General features: G+C 63.0%; 1 rRNA gene. It reads left to right on the forward strand.

The features are described 5' to 3' along the window. Window positions 1–424 (forward strand): 23S ribosomal RNA (locus ACYQ0J_RS09920); the annotation flags it as partial.

A 424-nucleotide genomic window follows, 5' to 3' on the forward strand; every position in this document is an offset into this window, starting at 1 on the left:
AGAGGAGGTATAGGGAGCGACGCTTGCCCGGTGCCGGAAGGTCAAGGGGAGGGGTGCAAGCCCTGAACCGAAGCCCCGGTGAACGGCGGCCGTAACTATAACGGTCCTAAGGTAGCGAAATTCCTTGTCGGGTAAGTTCCGACCTGCACGAAAAGCGTAACGACCGGAGCGCTGTCTCGGCGAGGGACCCGGTGAAATTGAACTGGCCGTGAAGATGCGGCCTACCCGTGGCAGGACGAAAAGACCCCGTGGAGCTTTACTGCAGCCTGGTGTTGGCTCTTGGTCGCGTCTGCGTAGGATAGGTGGGAGCCTGCGAAGCCGCCCTTTCGGGGGTGGTGGAGGCGCCGGTGAAATACCACCCTGATGCGGCTGGGGGCCTAACCCTCGGGTGGGGGGACAGCGCTTGGCGGGCAGTTTGACTGGG

It is taken from the genome of Thermus sp. FJN-A (assembly GCF_054655095.1).